The 18,581-nt window shown below is 61.9% G+C and carries 17 protein-coding genes and 1 pseudogene; 13 read left to right on the forward strand and 5 right to left on the reverse strand.

Features of this window, described 5'->3' with window-relative positions; genetic code table 11:
• Positions 1–265, forward strand: a pseudogene (locus tag M0954_RS25525) (hypothetical protein); the annotation flags it as partial.
• A 129-nt stretch (positions 266–394) separates the two neighbouring features.
• A complete protein-coding gene (locus M0954_RS25530) occupies positions 395–2,767 on the forward strand; it encodes a tetratricopeptide repeat protein (RefSeq protein ID WP_297356209.1) in 2,373 nt (790 codons plus the stop codon).
• On the opposite strand, the gene M0954_RS25535 is transcribed toward M0954_RS25530, so the two are convergent.
• Together M0954_RS25535 and M0954_RS25540 are read right to left on the reverse strand one after the other, a co-directional pair.
• Complete coding sequence (locus M0954_RS25535) at positions 2,764–4,023, reverse strand: DUF3443 domain-containing protein (RefSeq protein WP_297356211.1); 1,260 nt, start codon at positions 4,021–4,023, stop codon at positions 2,764–2,766. The two genes, M0954_RS25530 and M0954_RS25535, sit on opposite strands and share 4 nt — an antisense overlap.
• Before the next feature lie 10 nt (positions 4,024–4,033).
• Positions 4,034–4,483: a DUF2844 domain-containing protein gene (locus M0954_RS25540; protein ID WP_297356254.1), complete on the reverse strand. Its 450-nt coding sequence runs from the start codon at positions 4,481–4,483 to the stop codon at positions 4,034–4,036.
• Between M0954_RS25540 and M0954_RS25545 the strand changes: the two genes are divergently transcribed.
• Positions 4,475–4,984: a hypothetical protein gene (locus M0954_RS25545; protein ID WP_148079469.1), complete on the forward strand. Its 510-nt coding sequence runs from the start codon at positions 4,475–4,477 to the stop codon at positions 4,982–4,984. The genes M0954_RS25540 and M0954_RS25545 overlap by 9 nt on opposite strands.
• A 125-nt stretch (positions 4,985–5,109) precedes the next feature.
• Here M0954_RS25545 and phaP read toward each other — a convergent pair whose 3' ends face one another.
• Entirely contained in the window at positions 5,110–5,529 is a 420-nt protein-coding gene (gene phaP, locus M0954_RS25550) for a phasin family protein (RefSeq protein WP_297356213.1), read from the reverse strand.
• 401 nt (positions 5,530–5,930) lie between these two features.
• Between phaP and M0954_RS25555 the strand changes: the two genes are divergently transcribed.
• The 8 genes from M0954_RS25555 to M0954_RS25590 all read left to right on the forward strand — a co-directional run bounded on the left by M0954_RS25555 (position 5,931) and on the right by M0954_RS25590 (position 14,820).
• On the forward strand, positions 5,931–7,640 hold the full coding sequence (locus M0954_RS25555) for a methyl-accepting chemotaxis protein (RefSeq protein ID WP_297356215.1): 1,710 nt from the start codon (positions 5,931–5,933) through the stop codon (positions 7,638–7,640).
• Positions 7,641–7,898: 258 nt separating this feature from the next.
• Positions 7,899–9,440: a sensor domain-containing diguanylate cyclase gene (locus M0954_RS25560; RefSeq protein WP_122156731.1), complete on the forward strand. Its 1,542-nt coding sequence runs from the start codon at positions 7,899–7,901 to the stop codon at positions 9,438–9,440.
• Positions 9,441–9,596: 156 nt separating this feature from the next.
• The gene (locus tag M0954_RS25565) at positions 9,597–10,052 is read left to right on the forward strand and encodes a hypothetical protein (protein ID WP_133894135.1); all 456 of its coding nucleotides are present in this window, start codon (positions 9,597–9,599) and stop codon (positions 10,050–10,052) included.
• A 153-nt stretch (positions 10,053–10,205) separates the two neighbouring features.
• Positions 10,206–11,792: an SH3 domain-containing C40 family peptidase gene (locus tag M0954_RS25570; RefSeq protein ID WP_297356217.1), complete on the forward strand. Its 1,587-nt coding sequence runs from the start codon at positions 10,206–10,208 to the stop codon at positions 11,790–11,792.
• 113 nt (positions 11,793–11,905) lie between these two features.
• Positions 11,906–12,061 (forward strand): DUF3309 family protein, encoded by a 156-nt coding sequence (locus M0954_RS25575; protein ID WP_074267705.1) that lies wholly within the window; start codon positions 11,906–11,908, stop codon positions 12,059–12,061.
• Between the two features lie 388 nt (positions 12,062–12,449).
• The gene (locus M0954_RS25580; RefSeq protein WP_122156734.1) at positions 12,450–12,830 is read left to right on the forward strand and encodes a hypothetical protein; all 381 of its coding nucleotides are present in this window, start codon (positions 12,450–12,452) and stop codon (positions 12,828–12,830) included.
• Between the two features lie 125 nt (positions 12,831–12,955).
• Complete coding sequence (locus tag M0954_RS25585; protein ID WP_297356256.1) at positions 12,956–14,512, forward strand: apoptosis inducing factor family protein; 1,557 nt, start codon at positions 12,956–12,958, stop codon at positions 14,510–14,512.
• A 59-nt stretch (positions 14,513–14,571) separates the two neighbouring features.
• Positions 14,572–14,820: a hypothetical protein gene (locus tag M0954_RS25590; protein ID WP_297356219.1), complete on the forward strand. Its 249-nt coding sequence runs from the start codon at positions 14,572–14,574 to the stop codon at positions 14,818–14,820.
• 3 nt (positions 14,821–14,823) lie between these two features.
• On the opposite strand, the gene M0954_RS25595 is transcribed toward M0954_RS25590, so the two are convergent.
• Both M0954_RS25595 and M0954_RS25600 read right to left on the reverse strand, forming a co-directional pair.
• Entirely contained in the window at positions 14,824–15,711 is an 888-nt protein-coding gene (locus tag M0954_RS25595; protein WP_122156737.1) for a glycosyltransferase family 9 protein, read from the reverse strand.
• A 39-nt stretch (positions 15,712–15,750) separates the two neighbouring features.
• Positions 15,751–16,710, reverse strand: coding sequence for a glycosyltransferase family 9 protein (locus M0954_RS25600; protein ID WP_297356221.1), 960 nt, complete (start codon positions 16,708–16,710; stop codon positions 15,751–15,753).
• Positions 16,711–17,210: 500 nt separating this feature from the next.
• On the opposite strand from M0954_RS25600, the gene M0954_RS25605 reads away from it, so the two are divergent.
• Together M0954_RS25605 and M0954_RS25610 are read left to right on the forward strand one after the other, a co-directional pair.
• Positions 17,211–18,026 carry a hypothetical protein gene (locus M0954_RS25605; RefSeq protein WP_297356223.1) on the forward strand — a complete coding sequence of 272 codons (816 nt, stop codon included), beginning with the start codon at positions 17,211–17,213 and terminating at the stop codon, positions 18,024–18,026.
• Positions 18,027–18,116: 90 nt separating this feature from the next.
• Entirely contained in the window at positions 18,117–18,533 is a 417-nt protein-coding gene (locus M0954_RS25610; RefSeq protein ID WP_297356226.1) for a MarR family winged helix-turn-helix transcriptional regulator, read from the forward strand.
• The last annotated feature ends 48 nt before the right edge of the window (positions 18,534–18,581 follow it).

The following is an 18,581-nucleotide window of genomic DNA, read 5'->3' on the forward strand; positions in this document are numbered from 1 at the left end:
CGAGAAGCTGCGGCTGGTGCACCGGGTAATTGCGGCGCAATCGGCGGCAGCAGTGGAACCCGCGCAGGCGGCGCAAGCGGCTCAAGCGGCGGAGCCCGCACAAGCCGCCCACCCGGCGGAAGCGACCATACCGGCGCCAGAGGTCCAAGCAGGCCAAACGCTGGAGCCTGCGCCAGCGCTGGCGACGGCATCGGCGCCGCAACCGGAGCAATCGCAGCAAGCGCCGCAAGACGCGCCCACGCCAAATCCCGCAACCGCTCCGTAATATATTGTTACCAATAGTAAACCTTGGTAGTGAAACGCTCGCTATCCTGCCCGTTCTGGCGGAGTGGCACAGGCTGTCGGCCTCGGCTGACTCCGCCCAAACCGCCCCTCAGAACAAGGCAGGACATCGATGCGGACCGACCAGTGTCTCGCGTTGGCCAAAGAGCGTCACCTCGCGGGCGATCTCAGCGGCGCACGCACGCTCTACGAAACCGTCCTCGCCGACGAGCCGGCCAATGCCGACGTGATGTTTCGCCTGGGCGTGCTCGGCCTGCAATGCGCCGCCTACGATGACGCCCTCGCCTGGCTCGACCGCGCGATTGCGCTGGCGCCGCAGGAGTCCCGCTATCATTTCGCGCGTGGCCAGGTGCTCTCGACGATGGGACGCTTCGACGACGCCATCGACACCTACCGCGCCCTCCTCGCCTTCGATGCCACCTCCGCCGATCTCTGGTTCGCGCTCGCCAACGCGCTGCAGTCGGGCGGCGACCTGCGCGCCGCCGCTGCGGCCTACGAGTCCGCAGCCTTGCTCGACCCCGCGCAGGTCGATGCGTTGAACAATCTGGGCAACTGCCATCGTCAACTTGGCGCGCCTGAACGCGCACAAGACGCCTATCGCCGCGCCCTTGCAGTTCAGCGCGATCACGCGAATGCCTTGACCAACCTCGGGACCCTGCTGCAAGCGAACGGCCAGATCGACGCAGCAATCCAACTGCTCACCGAGGCGCTGCGCGTCGCGCCCGATTCGCCGTCGTGCCTGCTCAATCTCGGCGTAGCTTTGTGCGAGCGTCGCCAGTTCGACGAGGCGGCGGCACTGCTCATGCGCACGCTCGAAGTCGAGCCGCGCTTTCCCAAAGCGGCCTATAACCTTGGCAACGCGCTGCATGCGCTCGGCCAGCGCCGCGATGCGCAGACGCAGTACCGCAACGCAATCGCGCTCGACCCGCACCACGCGGACGCCTACAACAATCTGGGCAACGTCAGCAAGGAACTGGGCGAATACAAAGCCGCCGCTGACGCGTTCGACGCGGCAATCCGCGCGCGTCCGGGGTTTGTCGCCGCGTATAACAATGCCGGCAATCTGATGCGCACGCTGCGCCGCACCGCCGATGCGGAGGCGCTCTTCACAGCCGCACTCGGCTTTGATCCGGATCACTCGGCTTCGCACAACAACCTTGGCAATGTGCTGAAAGACTGCGGCGCGCTCGACGAAGGCATCGTCCACTACCGGCGTGCGGTGGAATGCGATCCGGGCAACGTCGTCGCGCATAGCAATCTCGCGTATGCGCTGACGTTCCAGGCCGAGCATGGCGAAGCAGTGCTCGAAGAATGCCGCCGCTGGTCCGCGCAACATGAAGCGCCGCTGCGTGTCGCGCGCGCGCCGCATACGAACGACCGCACGGCCGGCCGCCGTCTGAAAATCGGCTACGTGGCGGCGGATTTCCGCGACCACTGCCAATCGCTCTTCACCGTGCCGTTTTTCTCGCACCACGATCATGAACAGTTCGAGATCTACTGCTATGCGAGCGTCGAGCGGCCTGACGATCTGACGCGACGTCTCGCCGGCTATGCCGACGTGTGGCGCGATGTGCGTGAACTGGACGATGAAGGCCTCTCACAACAGATCCGCGTGGATGGCATCGACATCCTCGTCGATCTGGCCATGCATATGGCCGACGGCCGGCCTTTGCTGTTTGCCCGCAAACCGGCGCCAGTGCAGGTGGCGTGGCTCGCCTATCCCGGCACGACTGGCATCGAGGCGATCGACTACCGCCTGACCGACCCTCATCTCGACCCGCTCGACTCAAACGGCTCAGCCGCGAACGACAGCCACTATACCGAGCGCTCACTGCGCCTCGCGGACTCCTTCTGGTGTTACGACCCGCTGACGAACGAGCCGGCCGTGAACGCGTTGCCCGCGGCCACGACGAACCACATTAACTTCGGATGCCTTAACAATCCATGCAAACTGACCGATCGCACGCTTGCCATGTGGAGCACGGTGCTGCGCGAAGTGCCCGACGCGCGTCTGCTCCTGATGGCGCCAGCCGGCAACGCGCACCGCAATCTTGCACAGCGCATGGAACAGCAAGGCATCGACACGCAGCGCGTCGGCTTCGTGCCATTTCAGCCGCGCGCCGATTATCTGCGCACGTATCACCAGATCGACCTCGGCCTCGACACGTTTCCGTACAACGGTCATACCACGAGCCTCGACTCGCTGTGGATGGGCGTGCCGGTTGTGACACGAGTCGGTGAGACTGCCGTGGGACGTGGCGGGCTGAGTCAACTTGCGAATCTGGGACTGACCGAGCTGGCAGCGTACTCAGACGATGCGTTTGTACGCATCGCCGTCGAACTGGCCGCCGACCGGCCGCGTCTGGCCGCATTGCGGCAAACCCTGCGGCCGCGCATGGAGCAATCGCCGCTGATGGACGGCGCGCGTTTCGCGCGCACCGTCGAGGCGGCGTATCGGCAGATGTGGCGGGCCTGGTGTGCCTAGTACGCGATATACGGCCCGGTGCCGCCCGGCGTCGATTGCTGCTCGACCGCTGCATAGACGCTGCGGCCGTAGAAGAACGGCAGGCCCCAGTCGAAAATAGCCGAGGTCACGAACGCCGGCCCCGCCAGCAGCGGCATCACCGCATCCCCGCTGGAAACCTGCGTTAGCGCCGTGGCGTTGCCTACATCGAACGACACCGCACTGTTGATGCCGTTCACGCCTTCGATCACTGCGCTCAACTGCTCAGTCGAGGCTGGGCAGTAGTACGCGTTATTCGGGCTGGCGCAGACCGGCAATCCAGTGGTTTGGAAGAACAGGCCGGTCGAACCGCTATCCATGATGCTATTCGTGTAGGTCGTGCCGTTTTGCACGGTCGAGAAGGTGCCGTTGTTCGGATTGACGCCGATCACCTGCGCACTGCCCAATCCGTTGTTGGTCTCGGTGCCGATCCCGAACACCAGTTGTCCGGCCAGCGACGCCGCACCGCTCGAGGCGGCGGTGGGCAACATGAGGACAGCGCCGTTATTGTCGGTGCTGAAATAAGGAATCGGATTGGCCACCTGCAGCGCTTCCGCGAGGGCGAGCGACGTGCATGTAGTCCCCTGGCAACCGTAATAGGTTGCGGGCACAGCCTGCTGCACGCAGTTATAGCCGCAATCGTGCTTGAACACGCCAATGCCGAGCACGCCATTGGCGGCGAGCGCGGTAGGCGTGTTGCGCGACGCGCCGACGCTGCTGCAGTCCGACGGCACGGCGCTGTAGTTCGGATCGATCACCTGGATCGGCAGTGAAGCCGCCTTCTCACCGCCAATCTGCACATCGGCGATCCGCACAGAACCCCACGTATAGCCATCGAAGAACTGCATGCATTCGGCCACCGGATTGGCGAGAGCATCCTGCTCCTGCGGCAACGCCACCGAGGCCGGCAATTGCGACGCGAACAGCCGCAGACCCCATGAGCCAGTGTCGACCAGCACGTGATTGATGGTTTGACACCGTGTCGAACCGGGCGCACAAACCGTCACGCTGACGAAGGGCATGTTCGGCACGCCCGTCACGCCGGAGTCGACGGTCACTGCCGCGACGTTGGCAGCCAGCACCTGAGCGGCGGGCGTCGTCGTGGTGGCGGTCTGCGTCGAGGTGGACGCACTCGACGCGCTAGTGCTCGCACCGCCGCCTCCACCACCGCACGCGGCGAGCAACAAGGCGAAGACTGCAACGACGAGCAACTTAAGGAACGAGTCAGAAGGGCGCATGGTCGCTCCGTTATTGAATGACATTGACATCGACGCCCGCGGGCACCGCTTGCGGCAGGTACGCATGTCCCGCGAAGGCACGCAGATGACCGCCCGAGAACACCACGAGATCGCTGTTCGACACGGCCAGCGGCGTCGCACGGCGCGTCGCGGTGGCTGCGACGTATTGGTCGAACGCCATGCCCAGCGTGGTCTTCAGATCCGGCAGAGTCGGCCCTTCCCATGCAACGCCGAACACCGTGCCATTGGGTGCGACGTACTCGCGCACCACCGTGCCGGAGGGCAGCGTAATCAGATGAACCGTATACGCGGATTGCGAAGTACTGCTATGCGATATGGCATGCATCACCGCCTGGTCGCTACTGATGCTGCTGACTTTCTGACCCAACGTGGCTTGTGCAGGCGAAGAAAGCGCACAGATTGCCCCGAGCATTGCGCAAGCAATGCCTGTATGAAGCATCGTTTTCAAGTGAATTCCTTCGAGGTGAAAGCGCTCGTGATCCCCATCGCGACCGCGAACGACGAATTAGGGGCGCACTTCTCGACCGGCGGGCACTGGTGCTGCAATCACGCCTGGAGAGGTTGCGTGAATGCGTCTACGGAGTGGCGGAGCGAAACTTTAGTGAAGGAAAATCGCTCTCGCAATCGTTTGGCGGGGAATCCAAACCGGCGTGGCTACGAGGGGCGTTTGATTTATGGAATCGGTGCTAACACCAGCGGTGCATACGCGTCGATTTTCGATAGTGTCCGCGTTTTAAGCGAACAGCATCCACACGGGCAAGAGTTGCAGCAAAAAAGTTATGGTGCGCCGACGCTTGATCTCGTTTTATTAAATAGACGCTACATAAATGCCGCCGGAGCAGGTTTTCCTCATACTTTTCGTTCTGCGAACTTTATTTTTCTTTGGGGAGCCCGGCATCGGTGTCATGTGAATTCAGGTGGACCTGCAACGGAAAGCTAACCGTAATCTCCCGCGTTCCGGCCTACAAATGAAAATGCCGGCGATGACTGCGTACTTCCAGTCAGCACCGGCATCTGTTCGACCGCATCTGCCTGCTCGCGAGGCGAGGGCAAGCCGCCAGTCTGTTACTGCTTCGGTTGCAAAAGCGTCTTGAGTTCCTGCACGTTCTCTTCTACGCGCTTTGCGATCACCGCATACGACTCGGCCTGCGATTGATACGCGGCCTGCGCGAGCTGTTGCATATCGGCAAGGGCCTTATGCAAGCTTTGCTGGACCAGTTCGGCCGTTTGCGTGGGTGCGCCTCCGGTAGCGGAGAACTGACCCGCCAGGGTCTGCAACTCGCCCAGAGTTGAACGGAGCATGTCGGCCTGCTTTTGCGCGAGCGACTGCATACCCTGCAGCGCAGCCTGATTCGCCGTGACCAGCGCCTCGACGTCCTTGCGTCGCGCTTCCATAATGGCGGGCACGTCGAAGCCAGGTAGTTTGAACTGCTCCAGCATTTTGGTGAATTCGCCAAACGGATTGGTGGCGTCAAATCGTTCCATGCTATTTCCTCCAGAGCAGATAGTTACATGTCATGCGAGCACACGCTGTAATCATGCGCCTTCTGCCGTTATTGCGCCAGCTAAGGGACAGAACCGTGCGTGATCGGTCCGCGTTGCACGATTCTTACTGGCCCTTACTACGCTGACTCGGCCAGCGCACATTCACCACACTTGTGCGCATTGTCGGCGATTTTTCAGGCGATCGTAAACAGAATGAAATTAGCGTCGCGTCATCTTCGAGGCGATGTGTAATTCTGCGGCGCCATACCTCAAGAACTCATCCTGCAGGTCGTTTACACGGGTACGACCCAGCGGCGCGCGATGGGGATTCCGGCCAGACAAACACGCGCACGCATTCCCTCCGTAAAGATTGATTACACCATCGTCACAGGTATCCCCGCATGAACAAGTTGACCAACACCATCAGGTTCAAGATCATTCTCGCGCTCGGCGCGTGCATTGTCCTGATGATCGCTATCGGTTTGATGGGCGTTCGTGGGCTCTCGACCATGAGCTCCGACATGAACTCCATGTACACGGGCAGCACCGTGCCGATCGAAGACCTCGCTGCCACGCAAGCCGATGCGCTGAAAATTCGCCTGATGCTGAGCCGTCTGATGGGCATGCACGACCAGAACGAACAAAAACAGGCAGTCGCGCAGGTTCGCGAATTGCAGAAAAAACTCAACGCCTCGTGGACCGACTACTACCCGAGCAAGGTCTCCGCTGATGACGAACGCAAGATCGCCGATCAGATCGCCGCACAATCCGCCGACTTCAAAGCGCAGGTCGACACCGTCCTCGCCGCTGTCGACGGCGGTACGTTCGACGCCAGCAATACGTCCCTCGACAAAATGCGCGACGTGGGCAACGCGCTGTCCGATACCATCGATCAGGACATCGATATCAACGCGACCCAGGTCAAGCAGACCGCGGATCAGGGCGTGGACACGTTCCACATGCTGCTGTGGGTCTCCATCGGCGCAATCGTGCTCGGTCTGATCGTCGCCATCGCGGCATCCATGTATCTGCTGAAGACGATCATGATTCCGCTCCGAGCGGCACTGAATGTCGCGCAGCGCATCGCCGAAGGACAACTCGAAAACGAGCTCACCGTTCACTCGAAGGACGAATTCGGTCACCTGCTCGGCGCACTCAAGCAGATGGACACGCAGCTTGCCGGCATCGTGCGCGGCATCAAGAGTTCGAGCGAATCGATCATGGTGGCTTCGAGCGAAATTGCCGCCGGCAATATGGACCTGTCTTCGCGTACCGAAGAGCAAGCCGCGTCGCTGGAAGAAACCGCTGCCAGCATGGAGCAGCTCACTGCCACCGTCAAACAGAACTCCGAAAACGCACGCCAGGCCACCACGCTGGCCGGCAATGCATCGGAGATCGCGGACAAGGGCAACACCGTTGTCGAGCGCATGCTGGTGACAATGGGCGATATCACCGCGAGCTCGTCGAAGATTGCCGAGATCACCACGTTGATCGAAGGCATCGCGTTCCAGACCAATATTCTTGCGCTGAACGCCGCCGTGGAAGCAGCGCGTGCCGGTGAACAAGGGCGCGGCTTCGCAGTCGTGGCGGGCGAAGTGCGCAGTCTCGCGCAGCGTTCGTCAAGTGCTGCGAAGGAGATCAAGGACCTGATCCAGAGTTCGGTCGCAACGATTCACAGCGGCTCGACCCAGGCCCAAGAAGTGGGCCGCACGATGACTGAGGTGCAGCAAGCCATCAAGCGGGTCGCCGATATCAACGCCGAAATCTCTGCCGCGTCCGATGAGCAAAGCCGTGGTATCGAACAGGTGAACCAGGCCGTGAGCCAGATGGACGAAGTGACGCAACAGAACGCGGCACTGGTCGAAGAGGCATCGGCTGCCGCCCAGTCGCTGGAACAGCAGGCCGCGCAGCAAAAGCGGGCCGTCTCCGTGTTCAGGGTGACCGAGAGCCATTCAGGCGTCGCGCCGCGTGCGCAGCGTGATGTGGCCGCTCCCGCCAAAAAGCGCGTTCCCGTCGTGCGTCCCGCAGTCAAACGCGAACCGCTCGCCGCGGCCGCTCAACCTGCCGTTGCATTGTCAGAGGCGGGTTCGAACAACTGGGAGACGTTTTAACGCTTGACCCCACCCGCGGTGCGCGATCGCCGATCACGACAGATTGCGCACCGTCGGAGGCTTCTCGAGACAGGCCAAGGCCTCACGATTCATCAAACCTGCCTGCCGGAAAATTCTGTAAGCTTCGGCCGATATACTCGCGACGCTCTCGCTAACCAGCGTCTCAGCCCCCTCGTCGAGCAGTAAAAATAAAAGCGCTCGCCGTGAGCCGGCCAATCAGATCTTATGCAAACCAGCGACAGAGCCGCACCCCCGCCCATGCGCGGACTCCGACGTCTGCAAGCTTATCTGGAGGCGCGCATCAGCCAGGGTGCCGTGCTCGCGGGACGCCACCCGTTGACTATCGGTGCCCTCGGCACGCTGCTGGCGCTGGGCGCCTGTTGCCTCACACTGGTCACGCTGTACGACGGACGCGAGGACGCAATCGACCATGCGCGCGAGACTTCGCGCAACGTGGTATCCATATTGAGCAATGACGTCCAGCGTCATCTCGAACTTGCGGATATTTCGCTTCAGGCGGTCGCTGGAGGTTTGCGCGATCCGCTCGTGATGAAGCTCGACCCCGATATCCGTCACAAGGTCCTGTTCGACCGGACCATCACGGCAGAGTATGTGAGCGCGGTGTCGGCGCTGGATCGGAACGGCAATGTGATCGAGTTCGAAGGAACTACGCCGCCCAACGCCAATATGGCAGATCGCGATTACTTCTACCTCCAGGCGCAGAACCCGCGGCTCGGCCTGTACATCTCCAAGCCGTACCACTCACGTCTGAGAAACGGCGCACGCTCGATCGCGCTTAGCCGCCGGGTCGATAACGCGGACGGCTCGTTTGGCGGCGTGGCCGTGATCGCCGTCAACCTCGAGTACTTTCAGCAACTGCTCGACAAACTGGGAGCCAGCCCGAACGGCATCACCGCCATTATCCGGACCGATGGGACGATCGTCGCACGCAGTCCCGAGATCAAAGGCGAAACGCACTTCTTCACGCTTCGCTCGCCGACCTTTCACCTGATGCTCGACAACCAGAGCGGATCGTATCCCGGGGTTTCGCCAATCGACGGGATGACCCGTGACTACACGTTCGCGCACATCCCAGGCACTTCGCTGATTGCGGTCGTCGCGCCAGCCGAACAGGACGTACTCGGCGAGTGGCGGCGGCGCTCCGAAATCGTCGGCGCGCCGGCGCTGTTTGTCAGTACCACGTTTATCGTCGTCGTGTGGCTGCTGGCATTCGCATTGCGCGACCGCTCCGCGATGCAGTCGCAACTCGAGCATCTGGCGCAGACGGATTCGTTGACCGGACTCGACAACCGCCGTGCACTCGACAAAACGCTGCTGACCGAATGGCTTCGCATGAAGCGGACCGGACGCGAGCTGTCGGTGCTGTTCATCGACGCGGACCACTTCAAGAAGTACAACGACCAGCACGGTCATGCAGTGGGCGACTACGCGTTAAAGCGCATTGCAGCAGCGCTCGCACAGCACCTGGAGCGCCCCGGCGACTCCGTCGCGCGTTACGGCGGAGAAGAGTTCGTGGCGGTATTGCCCAATACGGGCGAGCGCGGCGCACTCAACGTTGCCGAGGCGATCCGGCGCGAAGTCGAGGTGTGCCACGACCCCGCCGGCCAGCGACGCATTCCGGCCGTTACCGTGAGCATCGGTTGCGGCACGGCAGACCAGGCGAGCGACGCCTCGCTTGAAGCATTCATGCGGCGCGCCGATGCTGCGCTTTACACCGCGAAGGCTGCCGGCCGCAACCGCGTGGTTTCTGCCGCAACGGCCGAAGCAGCGAATTCCTGAGCTCTTCGCGACTTCGCCGCGCAATGTTAGTGCCCGGCTGCAAGGTTGTGTAAGGTGCAGACGGACTTCCGTAACCCTGCAAACGGCTATCTCCACTATCGTGTCTACATGGTCGGCGCACTGTCGCGCCGACGCTGATCCGATGGAATCGATAATATGAAAAAGGCCTTTCTGAGCACGGCGTTGGCCGCGCTGCTCACCACCGCCACGCTCTCTGCAACCGCGCAGCAAGACGCCTCGCCGCCACCTCCGATGGACGGTCTGATGGGTCACGGGCAGCCCCCTCACGGCGAAGGCATGCCGCCGCCCCGCGGTCCGGGCTTCGCCGTTATCAACGACCTGGAACAGTTGCGCAGGCTTTACGCAATGACTGGACACGAAAGCGAAATCATCGGGGTCTATCACGATGTGCTCACCAGGACACAAGACCCGATGTTGCGGCACTTCGTTTATGAGTCTCTCGCGCGCGAACAACTGAAGCCGGCGAATCCGGATCAGGCCATCGCAACGCTGCGTACCAGCCTCGCCGAGGATATCGTCGAGGCCAACCGTGCGCCGCACGGCGAGCACGCAGGCGCCGAGGTGCCGCACGCCTCGTCTCAGGCGCAGTAATCCGCTCGCCGGGGTTGGCTGAGTAGTCCGCTGCGTGACTGGCTGAGTGGTTAAGCGCGCGGCTCGCTGACTAGCGCGCTGCGCGGTTCGCGCTGGTGGACGGCAGGCAGACCGTCGTATCATCTGCACCTTGGCCACCCACCGTCGAGCACCATGCCGTCTGCCGCAGCGCCCCGCATCGAATCCGCATCTCCGCTATCGCCTCGCGTTGCCCCGCCACCTTCGTGGCGGGCTCGCACCCGCACGTGGCTGTGCCTGCCCACCGTCGCGCTGTGCCTCGCACTCGCGGCGTGCGTCACGCCGCCGTCTACGCCCGCTATACAGGCGCGCGTCGATCCGGTCAGCGTGTTCCCGATGGACGCCTACGACCAGAACGTCGATCACTGGATCGACCCAGCCAGCGCTAGCTACGATCAGCCGTTCCTGAGTGCTGCGGACCAGCGCACTCATTTCGAAGCGTTGCGCGCCCGCTACTTCGGCACAGCAGAAGGCGATGCTTCGCCGTGGAATCGCGCTTACGTCGACACACGCGTCTACCGCGATGGTGGAGCGGACATCGCCGCCCTGCAGCGCCGCCGTATTGCGGAGTTCGACAACACCGGCAAGGCCGCCGACGAACTCGGCTACGGCCAGAATTTCCGGCCTCACACAAAGGCCTGGATCGACGCCATCGAGCAGAACATGGACGTCGGCCAATTCGAACGTGCGCCTGGCTATTCCTCTGCGCGCCGCGCCATTGCAACCGGTAATGCGCTGGTGCGTGAACTGCCGACCATCGACCCGTCGTTCTACGATCACCGCCTCGCTGGCGAAGGCTATCCGTTCGACAATCTGCAAGTCTCGGCAGCCCATCCCGGCACGCCGCTCTATGTGCTGGGCAGCAGTCTCGACGGCGGTTGGTACTACGTGCAGACGCCCGACGTGCAAGGCTGGGTGCGCAGTGACGAGGTCGGCCTCGTGAACGACGCGTTTATCGACATCTGGCGCAGCGCAGCACGCAACGGACTCGCCGCCGTCATCGTGGCATCGGCGCCCGTGCGCGACAACCAGGGCACCTTCCGTTTCGATGCACCCGCCGGCACCTTGCTACCGGTCGCACCCGACGATAGCGCAACCCAGCGCAGCGTGATGGTCCCCGCCCGCGACGCGAACGGTCACGCCGTGGCACGCATCGCACAACTAAGCGATGCTCAGGTGAGCACCGCGCCCCTCACGGCCACGCCGCGACATCTGGCGATGCTGATCAAGGCGCTGATCGGCCGGCCGTATGGTTGGGGCAATGCCGACTTCTACAACGATTGCTCGTCCGAAACGCAAGGCATCTTCGCCGCATTCGGTGTATGGCTGCCGCGTCACTCGTCGACGCAGATGAGCGCCGGGAGCATGACCGATCTGTCCGCCGACACGCCGGCGCAACGCCTCGCTTACCTCGCCCAGCACGGCGTGCCGATGCGCACACTCATCTATATCGGCGGCCACGTCATGCTGTATCTCGGCAACGCCACGCGCGACGGTCAAGTGGTGCCCGTGGTCTATCAGGACGTGTGGGGCTTGCGACCGTCGGACAACAGCCGCCGCGCGGTGATTGGCGGCTCGGTGATCCTGCCGCTGCTCGTGCACATCCCCGAGGATTCGAGCCTGCAATCGCTCGCGGGCACACGCATCTTCCAGATCAGCATCATCGGCGCGCCTGCTGAAGGCACGCCCGTTCAACTTGACGACGACAATCCCGCCGGCTGACAACAGGTTCGCTTCCGCATACTTCGACCCTGGCATGGCACTTGCAGCAGGTACCTGCAAGCGCAGGGACTCACGCCCCTGTCATGATCAACCACAAGTTATCCGGAGGCGTTATGTTGGGAACCATTCTTCTGATCGTTCTGATCCTGCTGCTCATCGGCGCCTTTCCGGCATGGCCGCATAGCCGCTCATGGGGTTATGCGCCGACGGGCACCATCGGCATTGTCGTCATCGTCGTGATCGTTCTGGTCGTGATGGGGCAGATATAACCCACATATAGCGACACCGCGGAACGCGTAGCCCGTCAGTTTTACCGTTTGTTTTGTCAAACTGGCGGGCTACGCGCCCAATTGAGCGTCCGCAGTCCAACCACAGTCCCAACTACTGGCAACACCCCGCCCGCATCGCGCAGTGATTCTTACACTGCCCCGGCAATCCATGCATTGTTGTTTCGCACATCTTCCATTCCCCAGCACGTAGCGCCAGACAGGCGTTATCCACGCCCAGCGCAGGCATCAATCGCCTGAGCATCTCTTTCTGTCGTCGCAATCTGCGCCTGCATGCCGCCCCAAGGTAAGGCACGCTGCTTGCGGCCGATAAAAGTGAGCAGATGGCTATCTGTCTGCGTGACTACCTTACCTTCTGGAGGATCTGAAAATGAACAGCACAACGAAGAAAATTCTTGCTTCGGCGCTCGTCATGGCCCTGTCTGGTGGTGTGTATGCGGCGGGTAGCGCTGGCGGCTCTGGTGCGGGTGCGGGTAGCGCAGGTGCTGGAGCCGGAGGCAGTGCCGGTGTAGGCGGAGCGAGCGGCAATGGTGGTGGGGTTGGCGCAGGCGGGCCGGTTGCGCCGAGCGGCGCGGGCACCGTGCACAGCCCGGCCGACACCAGCGGCTATGGTTCGCCCGGCACGACCGCAACCGGCGGCGGCATGGGTACGGGTTCGGGCGCATCGCCTAACTCGGCTACAAGCCCCGGTAACAACAGCACCAGCCCGAACCAGATGGCGCCGAACAGCACGATGCAGAACGGCCAGTAACCTGGCGCAGAGATGCGCTACATGAAGCGGCGGCGCTCGCGCCGCCGCAACCTATTGCACGGGTCGCAACAGTGCGTCTGCAGCCCACATAACTTGCCTGATTCGTGTTCTTCGAGGAAGCCATCATGCCAACAGATGCCCGGCGCGTCATCAGCCTGACGCAACTAGCCACAGAGCACGCAACACGCGTCGAGGTTGACGGCGAGAAGATCCTGCTTGTACGCGACGGCGACACGGTGCGAGCCTTCGGTGCCGACTGCCCCCATGCCGGCGGGCCACTCGAAGAAGGCGCCCTTTGCAACGGCCATATCGTTTGCCCGTGGCACAAGGGAACGTTTGACGCCACCAGCGGAGACGTCCTCGAACCGCCCGCACTCATGGGGCTGGACCGTTACCCGGCAGAAGTGCGGGATGGTGAAGTGATGGTTACGCCGCAAAAGATGGAAAGACCGCGCGCGACAACGCCCACCGACACACCGAAATTCGTCGTGATCGGCGCGGGCGCGGCAGGCGCGGCGGCCTGCTCCGAGCTACGCAGGCGGGGCTTCAATGGGCGCATTACGCTAATCGGAGAAGAATCTCAGGAGCCATACGACCGGACCGCGCTGAGCAAATTCGTGCCATCGGGGGAGATGGCCGTCAAGGATGTGCCGCCGCTGCTACCCGAGCACTGGCTGGAGAACGAGCAAATCGAGCGGATCACCGCGACGATCGCCGAGCTCGATGTTCCAAAGCGCCAGATTCGCCTCAAGGACGGGCGCGAACTGGCGTACGACACCGCGCTGCTGGCGTCCGGAAGCACGCCCAAGGCACCCCCCATCCCGGGCTGCGACCTAGAATCGGTGCACCTGCTGCGCAATCTGCAGGACGCCAGTGCGTTGTGCGAGACGCTGAAATCGGCACAGCACGCCGTCATCGTCGGCAGCAGCTTTATCGCACTTGAAGTGGCGTCAGCGCTGCGCGAGCGTGGCACTCAGGTCACCATCGTGTCGCCTGAAAAAGTGCCCTTCGAGCGTCAATTCGGCGCCGGCCTCGGCGCGCTGTTTCTGCGCCTGCACGAGAGCCATGGCGTCACCTTCCGACTGAACGAGAAGGTGACGGAGCTTACCGGTGATAGGCGCGTGCGGGATGTCGTGCTCGAGAACGGCACGCGCATCGCTGCGGACGTGGTCCTGCTTGCCACAGGGGTCTCGCCTGCAACCGGTTTCATCAAAGGACTGCCGTTGCAAAAGGACGGCGGTGTGCTGGTCAACGCTGGCATGCAGGCAGCGCCTGGTCTCTACGCTGCCGGAGATATCGCGGCGTTTCCGTTATATGAGGATCAGGAACCCGTGCGTATCGAACACTGGCGCCTCGCGCAGCAGCATGGATTTATCGCCGCGCGGAACATGCACGGCGCACGCAAACCTTACACGGGCGTACCGTACTTCTGGACTTATCACTACGGCAAGAACTTTGAATACTTGGGGCACGCCAGCGGCTGGGACACCGTGACCATTGATGGCGATCTGGAGCAGCACCGCTTCCTCGCCCTGTTTGTGAAGGCGAACATCGTCATAGCGGCACTGGCCTGCGGACGCGAAGCCGCGACCGCGCGGCTGATCGAATCGATGCAAATGGGCGTCTCGCCCTCTGAAGCGCTTCGATTAGCCAAGGAACAGGAAAACGCCACCGCCGGGTGAGCATCCGGTTGTCAAAACAATCCCGAAACCACAGCGAAAAAACAATGAATCACCGAGACGTGGAACAAGAACTTCGGCACCTCGAATGTGTGTTCGGACACCTCACGGCCGCCAATACGGTCCCATCGCTTACGTACTGGCGCAGCCGCCTCAATTCGCTGCGCCAGGCCTCGATCGCGCCGCAGCAGCGCAACCGCATCGGTCGCCTGGAGCAGCAACTGCTGAAACTTGAAGCGCCCAAACGCGAGACCGCCGGGGCCGCGTCGCAAGAGACGCGCACCAATCCCCCTCAGCGTACGCCGCGCTAACCTTCAGCGTGGATCCACTTCGAGGCGTAGGCGATCGAACGAACGCAACACACGGCCATCGGTAAGCGCCGTTTTCCAGTAGCGCTCCTTGAGTGCGCCGCCGGGGAACAGGTTGTAGGGCAACACAATCGCCCCCTGTCCCCAGTTAGGGCGCCAGGTCCGTGCGATGCCGCGTCGCATGAACAGCGATAAAGTCGGCACCCCCAGGGCGGATGCCAGATGCCCGAGACCGGAATCGTTGCCGATAAACCATCCGGATTCAGCAATCCAGGCCGCCACATCCGCGAGACTGTCGAATGACTGGAGCCGTTGGGCAGCCTCGTGGTCCATCAGCCAGGTGTGCCGTTCGCAAGGCGCAACCAGAAAGGTCGGCTGAAAATCGCGCTGCACAAGCTTGCGCACCAGTGCGAGGTACTTGTTGCGCGGCCACATTTTTTCCACGTGACTGCCGGTGGGATGAATCGCCACTCGCCGCTCGTGGACCCGAAAGCGAATCCAGTTCGGCACGGCAATGCCATTGTGGCGAGTGACATCGGCGAGGCCAAAGTTGTCGCGCGCCGCAGCGACGATCATGTCGATCATATGGCCAAACGCCTGAAAGGCTTCACAGCGGACGATTTCGCATACTTCGCCATTAGCCGCAAGCGATGCGCCGACTGGGGTCGAGCGCAGCTGGATCACCAGATCGAATTTTCCGCTCGCCTCCCGCTCGTGACGCACGTCGACGCCGGGAAACCAGTCGGCCAGATCCGCTATCACCCAGCTAAAGACGGTGAGGCGGTAACCGTTCCTTATCAGGTTGTTGACGAGCACCATCATCAACAACGCATCGCCGATGGCCGTCGGCATTGCTACGGCAATCGACGTAGCCCTTTCAAGCGTCGCCTTCATCTTCAACACATCCCCGTTGAGCTTCTTATGTTTGCCTAACTATCTCGCCGCACGAGAGCGCAGACCGCTAAAGGCCTTGATCACGCGTCGAACGCTGATGCTCTCGCGCCACCAGCGCTCCTTTAGTCTTGCCGTCGGCACCCACCAGGACGGCAAAACAATAACTCCGGCTGTGAAGCCCGGACGCCAACGCTGCGCAACGCCACGCCGTCGGAAAATAGTCAACGTCGGAATGCCGAGCGCGGACGCCAGATGTCCGACGCCAGAGTCGTTGCCGATAAACCAGCCGGATTCGTAGAGCCATTCCGCCAGATGAGCCGAGGAAGCAAACGACTGGAGCGGCGGCAGCGGGTCAGTACGTTGCTCCCAACGCGAACGCTCGCGCTCAGCGAGAATGAATTCCACCTGCATCCCGGTTAGCTGGAGACGGCGAAACACGCCGAGGAAGCGCTCCGGCGACCAACGTTTGTCAGGCGTACTGGCCTCCGGATGAATCGCCACGCGCGAGCCATGCTTGCGAAACACCAGATCGGCCGGTGGCCGCATGCCATTCGAAATCACTACGTTCTGAAGCTCGAATCGCGCTGCTGCGAAATCGGCAAAGCGTTTCGCCATGCAATGCGGGTTATCGGCGTACTCCACGTCGTGCAAATCGATAAAGCCGGGATGCCAGTCTCCCACCTGCGCGAGCGGCCGGTCGCGGTGCATCTGGATGACATGTTGATAGCCGGTGAGCACGCTGCGCGCGGCGCCTGGCTCGAGCGCGGGGGCAACGCTCAGATTCGGAAACCACGCGGCAAGCGCATGAGCGTGGGCGCCAAAAACGTCCACCCGCCAGCCGGCGAGAGCAAGATTGTTCGCGACGATAAGCAGGTTCAGGCTGTCGCCCAAGGCAGGCGACATGACGAACGCTACGCTGCGCGGGCCGGGTTGCACGTCAGGCAAGCCTCTGTCGATCAAACCAGTGCGATCCGCCTGATGCGCCTTGTCGTTCCCCATACTTTCAATCCGGCCAAAGTCGATTGGATCGAATGTTGCCACAAGAACCGCTAAATCACGGATTTCGGAGTCTTGCACCATATTTCGATTTTGAAAGCCTGGAGAACCTGCGCGCGAAGCTAACCAGGCGGTCCGCTTCGGCGATTTGATTTCGAAGCATTTCTTGAGGTGCTTGCCGCGCCCAGCCAGCCGGCCCGTGCCGCGTACCGAAGCGCTAGCACCGGCGCGACTCTGCCCTCTTCGAGCACCGCGCACGGTACGCGCTTTCTCGCGAAGCCCTGAAACTTTCGGTAAGACTCCTGAGTGCGTGACGCGGCGCGCTTCATGCACTATGCCGGTGGAATCGACCGGGCTGCGCGGCCACGTCCACTTTCGATTTTGACCATGGGGATTCCCCTATGCATCACGCCGTCCGGCTCATTTTCTGACCGTCATTTCCAACCATGCAAGTCGTCGTGTGCCTGACCTCGTTCAATCGTATCGATTGCGCGCGCATCTCCATGGAGATCATCAAGCTCAACTGGGCCTACAAATGGCCTGTGGTTCATGCCTGTTCGGATGACGGCTATACGCGTTATATCGAAGACGTTCTGGTCAAGCGCGAGCCGCGGCCGCTGACCTCCGGCGCCGCCGATCTGCTGCTCGCCTCGGTCACGGCTGCCGTCAACCGCTTTCAGGCCGATTACGTCATCCATCTCGAAGCCGACACCTGGATATTCGATCAGAACGTCATCAGGCGGTATCTTGAGAAGCTTTCGGAAAAGCCCCATGCGTTGATCGCTGCCTCCTCCTGGAGCACCGATTGCATCCCGCAGTGGAAACGCTCGCCTTCATTTGGAAGGCGGCTGCGCGCCGGGCTCGCTAGCGCCGTCAGGCCGCTTGGAATCCGCTATGGGATTCGCGAGAGAAAGTCGCTCTCCACCCAGTTCTTCATTGCCAAGGCAACGCCCGCGTTCCTGGAGATGCTGTCAGGGCTGCGCGTGAAAGACGGCGACATTCTGGAGAAGATGCTGTACGCGGCAGTGGTCGATCGCTTCGGGCGGCGCGCGATCATCAACATGCCGGAACGCGAGCCAGTTCATCCGCACTTCCGGCATGCCTGCGAGCCGCTCAGCCTGTTCTGCCAGCACTGGCCGAGCGCGGAAGACGCTCCGACGGCGAGAGCCCATCCAGACCTCACGCAGGACGACCTGCTGCGCGGAAAGAAGGAATGCCTGGCGACAGCGCCTTTGATGCGCCACGGTCCCTACATGGAGCAACTGCTCAACAGCAGCGATTTGCACTATTACAACGGCAACGCCAAGCGTTCGGGTTAACGCGTTCAAAGGAAACCAGACTGGGTGAGCGTAGTCTCTGCCTGAAACTATTAGTTGCCAAGCTAATCATATTGCGCTTTAATACGCTCCATGTTCGATCATTGCCTTTACTTCAACTCCGTCGCGCTCGGCCGGCTGGTCGAGCGTGAATGGACTACTGCGTACGCCGGCTTTGGACTCACACCGGCGCAAGGGTTTGTGCTACGTGTCGTGCTCGCAACCCCCGGTTGTTTGAGCAGTCAGGTGGCAGATCTACTGGGCATTGCTCGTCCCACCGCTACCCGTCTCATCGACAACCTTTACGACAAGGGGTTAGTGGAACGGCGTCAGGGTGAAACGGACGGCAGGGAATGGGGGGTGTACCCCACCCGCTCAGGCAAGGCGCTTGAGCGACCCATCAACGATGCCAGCGCGGAAATTGCCAAAGCGTTGCGTAGGAAAATTGGGCCCGGCTTGTTCGAATCCGCTGTCTCCACCATGCACGACGTCCGAAAGGCACTCGATTAGCGTCGTCCGTGTGTTCGGTCGCCTGTTTTGCGGTGCTCATTCTTCGTC

It is taken from the genome of Paraburkholderia sp. (genome assembly GCF_026225065.1).
Taxonomy (GTDB): domain Bacteria; phylum Pseudomonadota; class Gammaproteobacteria; order Burkholderiales; family Burkholderiaceae; genus Paraburkholderia.